The organism is Fluviicola sp., assembly GCF_030151805.1.
Classification (GTDB): domain Bacteria; phylum Bacteroidota; class Bacteroidia; order Flavobacteriales_D; family Crocinitomicaceae; genus Fluviicola.
Map to the genome: position 1 here is coordinate 1 of NZ_JASLCN010000026.1, position 8,449 is coordinate 8,449.

Annotated in this window: 10 protein-coding genes and 1 other RNA gene; 4 read left to right on the forward strand and 7 right to left on the reverse strand. The window is 39.6% G+C overall.

From position 1 onward, the window contains the following. Positions 1 to 664, forward strand: a 664-nt coding sequence (locus Q1V93_RS00915; protein ID WP_300660198.1) for a helix-turn-helix domain-containing protein, incomplete at its 5' end; no start/stop codon positions are given. Positions 665 to 957: 293 nt separating this feature from the next. Beyond that, a complete protein-coding gene (locus tag Q1V93_RS00920) occupies positions 958 to 1,440 on the forward strand; it encodes a hypothetical protein (protein ID WP_300660201.1) in 483 nt (160 codons plus the stop codon). Positions 1,441 to 1,603: 163 nt separating this feature from the next. Here Q1V93_RS00920 and Q1V93_RS00925 read toward each other — a convergent pair whose 3' ends face one another. From Q1V93_RS00925 to recR, 5 genes are all read right to left on the reverse strand, one after another. Continuing rightward, positions 1,604 to 1,840, reverse strand: coding sequence for a GIY-YIG nuclease family protein (locus Q1V93_RS00925; protein ID WP_300660204.1), 237 nt, complete (start codon positions 1,838 to 1,840; stop codon positions 1,604 to 1,606). A gap of 205 nt (positions 1,841 to 2,045) precedes the next feature. Beyond that, positions 2,046 to 2,450: a transfer-messenger RNA gene (gene ssrA, locus Q1V93_RS00930) on the reverse strand. Between the two features lie 414 nt (positions 2,451 to 2,864). Further along, positions 2,865 to 3,455: an RNA-binding protein gene (locus tag Q1V93_RS00935; RefSeq protein WP_300660207.1), complete on the reverse strand. Its 591-nt coding sequence runs from the start codon at positions 3,453 to 3,455 to the stop codon at positions 2,865 to 2,867. A gap of 177 nt (positions 3,456 to 3,632) precedes the next feature. Continuing rightward, positions 3,633 to 4,022 (reverse strand): large conductance mechanosensitive channel protein MscL, encoded by a 390-nt coding sequence (gene mscL, locus Q1V93_RS00940; RefSeq protein ID WP_300660210.1) that lies wholly within the window; start codon positions 4,020 to 4,022, stop codon positions 3,633 to 3,635. Between the two features lie 77 nt (positions 4,023 to 4,099). Next, positions 4,100 to 4,705 carry a recombination mediator RecR gene (recR, locus tag Q1V93_RS00945; protein WP_300660213.1) on the reverse strand — a complete coding sequence of 202 codons (606 nt, stop codon included), beginning with the start codon at positions 4,703 to 4,705 and terminating at the stop codon, positions 4,100 to 4,102. 121 nt (positions 4,706 to 4,826) lie between these two features. On the opposite strand from recR, the gene Q1V93_RS00950 reads away from it, so the two are divergent. Both Q1V93_RS00950 and smpB read left to right on the forward strand, forming a co-directional pair. After that, the gene (locus tag Q1V93_RS00950) at positions 4,827 to 5,492 is read left to right on the forward strand and encodes a hypothetical protein (protein WP_300660216.1); all 666 of its coding nucleotides are present in this window, start codon (positions 4,827 to 4,829) and stop codon (positions 5,490 to 5,492) included. Then, on the forward strand, positions 5,485 to 5,937 hold the full coding sequence (gene smpB / locus Q1V93_RS00955; protein ID WP_300660219.1) for an SsrA-binding protein SmpB: 453 nt from the start codon (positions 5,485 to 5,487) through the stop codon (positions 5,935 to 5,937). Before Q1V93_RS00950 ends, smpB begins: the two co-directional genes overlap by 8 nt. Positions 5,938 to 6,249: 312 nt before the next feature. Here the strand turns inward: smpB and Q1V93_RS00960 are convergent, their stop codons facing one another. Together Q1V93_RS00960 and Q1V93_RS00965 are read right to left on the reverse strand one after the other, a co-directional pair. Next, positions 6,250 to 7,104: a J domain-containing protein gene (locus Q1V93_RS00960; protein ID WP_300660220.1), complete on the reverse strand. Its 855-nt coding sequence runs from the start codon at positions 7,102 to 7,104 to the stop codon at positions 6,250 to 6,252. Beyond that, entirely contained in the window at positions 7,104 to 8,102 is a 999-nt protein-coding gene (locus Q1V93_RS00965; RefSeq protein ID WP_300660223.1) for an AMP-binding protein, read from the reverse strand. The genes Q1V93_RS00960 and Q1V93_RS00965 overlap by 1 nt, the downstream gene beginning before the upstream one ends. Between the last annotated feature and the right edge of the window lie 347 nt (positions 8,103 to 8,449).

The window sequence follows — 8,449 nt, forward strand, 5'->3', positions numbered from 1 at the left end:
AAGTCTTGCCAGTTTGTGTATCGGTGCCTTTCTTTTAGCTGAAACAGGTTTACTCGATGGGAAGAAATGTTCCACACATTGGGCACATATTCAGGAGTTTAAAGAAAGATACCCGGATGTGGAAGTTGAAGACGGGGCCATCATAACAGAACATGAAAATATTTACAGCAGTGGTGGAGCAAGCAGTTTGTGGAACTTAATACTATACCTGGTTGAAAAGTTTGCTGACAGAGAAACAGCAGTCATGATTTCAAAATATTTTGCATTGGATATCAGCAGAGATAGTCAATCCCAATTCGCGATATTCAGGGGACAAAGAAATCACGGCGATAGCGAAATTCAAAAAGTACAGGATTATATTGAAAAAAACTATTGCGATAAGATAACAATAGAAACATTGGCAAGTTTAATTCATACAGGTCGCAGAACTTTTGAAAGAAGATTTAAAGAAGCTACGAATAATACATCCATCGAATACATACAAAGAGTCAGAATCGAAGCTGCCAAAACCTTTTTTGAAGCATCAAGAAAGAATGTGACAGAAATCATGTTTGATGTAGGTTATACCGACACAAAAGCATTTAGAGATACGTTCAAAAAGATTACCGGGCTTACTCCAATTGAGTATCGAAATAAGTTTGCAAGAGTTTCAAATGAGGTGTAGTTTTTCTTTTTGTGGAGAAGAGCAAACGAAAATGAATCCAAAAATCATTCGCTGTAAAATATGATTCTGTTATCAATGAATTATTAGAGATTGTTTTTGCCGTTTATTAATCGGTAATACCTCATTTTGTTGCTAATCACTATATGCGTAATAAATGGATTTAGCTGGAACAAAAACGAATATATTCTCACTTTCTACAGATATAAAACAGAAAGTATCCAATGTATATTACAACGTTTTTTCTCAATCCTGGAGTTCATTAATCCGTTATTTTTGCAAGAAATAAGAAACAATTGATGACAATAGGATATTTAATAGGAGCTCCAATCGCAATACTATTACTGATAGTATTTTTTACACTTTATATAAAATCAAAACGATTAAAAGAGTCGCGAATCAATGATGTGTCAAAATTAAAACAAGGCAAAGTACACAACGTATTTTCTCTAAACTTTCCCCTCACGGAAGAAAAAAAGCAAAAAGTTTTAATTTACTTAAATTCCATTGATGCAAAAACCCTGGAAGGAACAAATAAGGAAATCATTTCATATATTAATGCAAATAGTAAAGCATTATTGGGTGGAATTTTTAATCTTGAAGCAACTAAATTTCCAATTCGAATAGTCGTATTTCTAAAAGAGAACAGAACTGAAATTCAGATGGATGATAATTATGGATTTCAAAAATTTAAAGGAAATGCAAAAAATGTGTTTGAGCAAAAAAATAAAGAAGCATTTGAATACCATTTTTCAATGATTTCCCAATTAATCAATTAACTAAATGTGTTACTGACTAAAATTTGCGCGACGAAAAAAAATCTCCAACAAGTAGTTCATTGTTATGTTAATGCCCCATACTACCAAAAAAATCTGAAATACAACACCTTCCGCAAAAGGGAATCGAACCAAGTTGAAAGTTTTGGAAACTGAATAAAATCATCTACAAAAACCGCTTATTCGAAAAGGCCTTTCCCGAACCTGATTTCAAATACTTCTCAAAATGAAATGCTTTGTACTTATCTGAAAATGCTATATAAGTAATGAGTTCTAGTGGAAGTCTGGTAGAGGTATAATGAACTTCTCCCTTATTGTGGCGTTTCAATCGTTCGTCAATATTGTTTGTGCATCCAGTGTAGGTTGTTCCATCGGAACATTTGAGTAGGTAGACATATTGCATTTGTGATACTGATTTTGTGTTCTCTATTTAAGATAGTGAAAAATATCAGTCCGAATTATCAATTTGAAGGAAAGTCCTGTTTCATTGGGTTCAGCTATGCAGAATGAAGGCTTGTGGACTGAGTCCACCGAAGCCATGGAGGAATTGTTTGGAATAGAGGGAAATAAAAAGCCCTGCTTCGCTCTTGTCGAGCTATGCAGGGCGAAGGTGGAGTCGGAGGGGTTCGAACCCTCGTCCAAACAATGGTCCCGAATGTCTTCTACATGCTTATTTTTTGATTGGTTTTCGAGTTGAATTCGGACAAAAACACCCAAGATCCAACCTTAGCTTCTAAGATCTCACACCTTGCGCGAAGCTCGCTCAGTGCCAGATTTTCTAAAATGATTCCCCTTGGCCTGCTGATCGAAAATCAGAATCGTGCAGAGGAGAAACTTGTCCGTGTACTATATCTTCCACTGGATTAAGCCGAATTTACCTGGTAAATTAAGCAGCAAGTGCGTATGACGTATTGTCAATTATGGTTCGCAGCAAGATATTTAAGAGCTTCACTACAACGCTCTGCATGCTTCCCACCGAAATCTCGATTGCTGTCAAATCCAATGTCGACCCCAGTTGTAACAGATCAAAAGTAAGAAAAAAATCGGAATTCTATCTGATTCTTATGTTTTCTTAACCAAAATGAGCAGGAGGGAGGAACGATAAAATTTCTTCTGATTTTGTTTTCATGATTGCCTGTCCGCGATATTGTGAACAACCCCATGCCTGTAAGGCTTTCAGAATTATTTTTCAACGTAGTGTCCTAAAATATAGGTGATGAAATGGAAAGATACTGATATCAAATATTCGTGTATTTTCTTCTCCCGCAGAAGAGTGCAAATATTAGCAGAAAATGAGAGACTTTTTACACGTGACTCAGCGGTCCTCTGCGTCCCTCAGCGGGAAATTTCAAAAACCACCTAAATTCTGGGACAAGTCATTTTTCAAACAAAAAATCCCGACTCAAAAAGCCGGGATCATCCAATTTCTATTCCTCTTCGTCATCGTCATCCCATCCGGAAGAACGGTTTCGATTATAATTAAAGTCGTCATCCTCATCGTCGTCCTCAAAGAAACGATTTCCTTTGCCGCTTTTTTTGTAAGCTTCCATTTTGGTCTTCTTCGGAGCGTCTTTACTACCGCGCGTATCTTTTTCCTTTTTACGCTCAACTTTCATCGGATTTACTTCCTCCGGATTGAAAACCGGTTTCCCGGGTTTAGTATCATCCGGTTTTTTGTAATCCGATTTAAAATCAGTTCCAGGGCTGCGATCTTCTCTCGGACGATCACTTCTGAACGGCGGTCTGTCATTCGAACGATTGTTATCGCCGGAAGGCTTTCCACCTGAAGCGCGGTCATCAGCTTTCTTAACGGCAATATTCCTGCCGTTAATCGAATAGTTGTCTAAAGCTTCAATGGCCTTTTCAGCTTCTGATTCATTCGCCATTTCAACAAAAGCAAAACCTCTCGGTTTGCCTGTTTCGCGGTCTTTTGCAATGGTAACACGGTTTACTCTTCCATGTTCTTCAAAAAGGGACTTCAACTGTTCTTCTGTTGCGTTGAAATCAAGTTTTGCCACAAAAATACTTGTCATCGGTATTTAAATATTCTCTTATGTTACCTCAATTCGAGGTGTTTGTTTTGAACGAAGATATATAAATTTTCAAATTCTCAAAACTTTGAATGATAATTCTATCAAACCAATGAGTTATCGGTTTGTTTCAAGGCTTAAAGAGAGAAAACATTTTCACCTGTTTTACTTGTTTTTTAAAAGGTCGCGGATCTCTGTCAAAAGCTTCTCCTCATTGGAAGGTTCCGCCGGTGGAGCCGGAGCTTCTGCTTCTTGTTTCTTACGCAGATTCGTTGCTTTATTCATTAATTTAATCATCATAAAGATGCAGAAAGAAACAACCAGGAAATTAATAACTGAAGCAATAAATTTACCATACATCACGCCTCCATCGGTTTTGATTTCTTCCAGTTTGTTCACATGTAAAGTTGTCATTACAGGTTTAAGAATGAGTGGAGTAATAATATCCGTTACCAATGAAGTAACAATAGCCCCGAAAGCAGCACCTATTATGACAGCAACCGCCAGGTCAACCACATTTCCGCGCATGATGAATGCTTTGAATTCCTTTAACATAGTTCTTAGTTTGAAGTATACCCAAATATAATATTTATCTCATTGGGAGCAAGAAAAGTGAAAAGTATTTTCATCCGTTAAGACTGGAAAGGAATGCTCTGCTGAATGGAACGCGACAAGGTAATTTCATCCGCATACTGAATCTCCGAACCAACTGCGATTCCACGCGATAGGGTAGTGATCTGCACATTGCTGGCATGCAGCTTCTTATACAAAAAGAAATTGGTGGTGTCGCCTTCCATCGTCGGACTCAAAGCCAGGATCACCTCGTCTGCTTTTCCTGCCGCACATTTATCCACCAAAGGCTGAATGAACAAATCATTCGGACCAATTCCGTCCATCGGGGAAATAATTCCGCCCAAAACGTGATAAATTCCGGTATACGTTCCCGTACTTTCAATCGCCATTACATCGCGGATATCTTCCACAACACAAATCAGACGGTGATTTCGTTTTTCATTCGAACAAATCGAACAAACAGGAGTATCAGAAATATTTCCGCAGGAAGAACAACTTTGAACATGCGTTTTCAATTGCTGCAAGACATCGCCGAAACGCTCCAGTTCATCCGGATTTCGCTTCAATAAATTCAAGACTAAGCGCAACGCAGTACGTTTCCCGATTCCAGGCAGAGAACTGAATTGTTCTACAGCTTCTTCAACGTATTTGGAAGGAATATTCATTGGACCAAAAGTAAGGTTTTTAGCTTGTTTTTAAACCCGAAAAAAGCAGCCTCATTGATTTTATGAGTTCCTTAACAAAGTAGGATTTGTGTTTTCCTGCTTGAAACAGTACTTTTGCGCTGTGGAGTTAATACAATTTGATTTTTTAGGGTTGCATTTGCAGGAGCCGATGGCCTTGCTTTTTAACTGGATTATTGCCGGGTTTTGCTTTTATGCGTTCAATAAACTCGGATCTTACAAAAATGAAGCGAATTTCTATTGGAGAGTTTTTTACCTGACTTTCGGAATTTCAACCGTTTTCGGAGGATTGGGACACTTGTTCTTTAATTATACCGGTTTCTTCGGAAAATACCCGAGTTGGATTTTGGGCTGTGTTGCAAACGGATTTGCGGGGATGGGAATGCTTCATTTCAAAGGCATTTCAGCTCCGAAAAGTTACGCATACTACCTGATTTGGATCAAAAGTATCGGATTGTGTGTGGCTTCCGTAATCACCCAGAAGTTCATCTTTGTAGCACTTGACGCCATTTTGACCTACATCGGATATACAGGAATTTATGCTTATTTGTTGATGAAACGCGATATCCGTGCAAAATTCCTCAAGAATATGATCATTGCGGTGGTCATTCTGTTGCCATCTGCATTTATTTTTATCTTTAAGCTGAATATACACCAATGGTTGAACAAAGATGATCTGAGTCATATTCTCATGTTGTTCGCGATTTACTATTTTTACCTTGGTTTAAAAGAATGGGGACGAAACGAGTCCCAGGTCGAATATGTCTAAAAACGAAGTAAATATTAAGAATAAACGTGCCCGGTTTGAATTTCAGTTGGATGAATTTTTTACCGCGGGAATGGTGCTTTCAGGTACTGAAATAAAAAGCATCCGGAACGGGAAAGCGAGTATTCTTGAAGCGTATTGTATTGTGGATAACGGACAAGCATTTATCCGGAACATGCACGTTTCCCCCTATGAAAACGGTTCGTTCTACAACCACATGGCGCGCTCAGACAGAAAGCTTCTTCTGAATAAAAAAGAGATCAAAAAGCTGGAAAAATGGATGAAAGTGAAAGGAAACACCATTGTTCCACTGAGATTGTTCTTATCCGAAAAAGGCTGGTTGAAACTTGAGCTGGCAACAGCAGTCGGAAAAAAACTACACGATAAACGTCACGATCTGAAAGAAAAAGACGACAAGCGCGATATGGATCGTGCCATGAAAAGATAACATTTTACTTTTCTGCGCCCCTCCGCGTCCTTCTGCGGGAAAATCATTCAGCACATGCTATCGTATTTTTTACACCGAATAAAAATCCGCGTAAATCTGCGCTATCTGCGTGCCAAAAAAGGGTATAACTTCTCATCACCAAAATCTGCGCCCTCCGCGTTCTTCTGCGGGAAAATCATTCAGCACATGCTACAGTATTTTTCGCACCGAATAAAAATCCGCGTAAATCTGCGCTATCTGCGTGCCAAAAAAGGGTATAGCTTATCATCACCAAAATCTGCGCTCCTCTGTGTGATTCACCGGAGAAAAAGCCTACAAAAATCCGAGACTCAGCAAATGAATCAATCTCCCATGCGTCAGGAGAAGATACCCCGTAATAATCCCGACTCCCCAAAACGACAGGTGATACAAAAAGACAAACGTCAAGGTTTTTCTGCGCCTCAAATAAGGATAGAGTGGAAGCAATAGCAATAAAATCAACGGGTAGCGGACACTCCAGATATGAAAATCAAAAACACTGCGGTATCGGGTGAAATCGTCCGTTGTGATCATTTTGATCGGCGTATGCAGAAACCAGGAACTTTCGATAATCACCTCCGGATAAGTACTTGCCCAGGCAGAAGGCGTATTTTGAATGTAATAAGAACCGTTTTTTTCCAGCTTAATCCGTGTAATATTCCCTTTGATAATCCCGTTGTTCAGCGATTTGGTCGAACCAAGCAACACATCGTTTTCATAATGGCGCGGCAAGAACAATTCAACAGTCATCGCAAGCGACAAAACCAACGAAATCCGCATAATGTATTTGTAAATACTCCAGCGCATGCCACTTGTCAATGACCGGAAGTAAACCGCATTATCCTGTGCCTGGCGCATTCGTTGCTGCTCATAACGCATTTTCGCTACGCGCATCCGCTCCAAACGCTCTTCCTCCGATTCATTTCCGGCCCTTCTGGATTCCCGCTTATCCGTTTTTTCCTCCTTGTAATCCGGATTCAGGAGAATTTCTACCGCTTTACTCAGTTTAATAAACGCCTCATGAGCCCTCGGATCCGGATTCACATCCGGATGAAGACGCAATGCCATTTTCTTATACTGCTTGCGAATCTCACTTTCACTGGCAGTAGCCGGCAGTCCAAGTAAACGAAAACACTCACTTTTGGTCATCAGAGCGTGGTTAAAATTTCTTTCCGGCGAATCTTTCCGTTCTCCGTTTTCAGAATCGGTCGAACCAGCTGCTGTTTCGGAATCGCATACTTCCCGAATTGGTCCTGAATAAGTTGTTGGATCCGTTTGAAATCCGTTTCGGAAAGCGCTTTTTCAATGATCAGTACACAGCTTTCACCAAAAGAATCATGGATCATTCCACCAAAAATAAACGGAACGGAAATGTATCCATCGATTGCCTGTTCCAATGCTTCAGGATGAATCTTGATTCCGCCGCTGTTAATCACAAAATCAGCCCTTCCGAGCCACTCAAAACGATTCGGACCGTGAAACTTCACCAAATCATTGGTTTTCATGTCTTGAATTCCGAGTTTGGAATCAGAAACAATCAGACAATCATTTTCCGCCCCGAGATTTACACCTTCCAAAGCCTCGTAGACCGGAGTACCCATTTTCCGGAGTGCAATGTGGGAAACCGTTTCAGTCATTCCGAAACCAATATAAATGGAAGGTTTCAAGGTAGAAAGTTTCTTTTCCAACCCATTGGAAAGCCCCATTCCGCCCAGAAGTATTTGATCAAACAGGTTCAATTTTTCAGGAGTTTCTTCCAGAATGCGTTTTACCTGATAAGGAACAAGCGAAATGAACGAATAATGTACATGTTCTTGAATCTGATTCTCCGGATTTCCGCTAGCCTCCGTAATGTCAATAGCATAATTTCCAACAAGCGCACGGATCAGCATCATTTTTCCACCGATTGTTTTCGGAGATAAACACATAAAAACACGTGAATTCTCATTCAACCCGAAGAACGCATTACTTCTTTTCGCAGAAGCCTCCAATTGAGCCCGTGAAAGACTAATGAGCTTCGGATTTCCGGTCGAACCACTGGTATTTACCTGGTAACTGGAATCAGCATTATTCCAGTGCTCCATAACGGACGAAATTTCAGCCTGAGTTTCAGAAGAACAATGAAGATAATGAATCTTGAAAGCCATACGTTTGGAACAATACTTGCCGTTTTTTATTTCAATTACAAAATAGCAGATTTATAACGTCATTCCGACGCTTTTAGGAGAAAAAGTTTAAAGAATTCAACAAGTAAACGAGATAAACTCCATTTCCGGTTAGTTCGGGTGCCGGAATACAATGGAGGCGCATCGGGAATAATATGCACACTATTGTAAAAAAGACACCATCCAAACAAGGAGTCCAAAATCACAAAAAAACACATCTGAATCACTCAACTACCGCTCAAGTATGGATAGAGCATAGATCAAGTATGGGTTAAGTATAGATACAGTATTAAAATGTTATAGAATTAACATGCGGTTTTAGGGCGTTT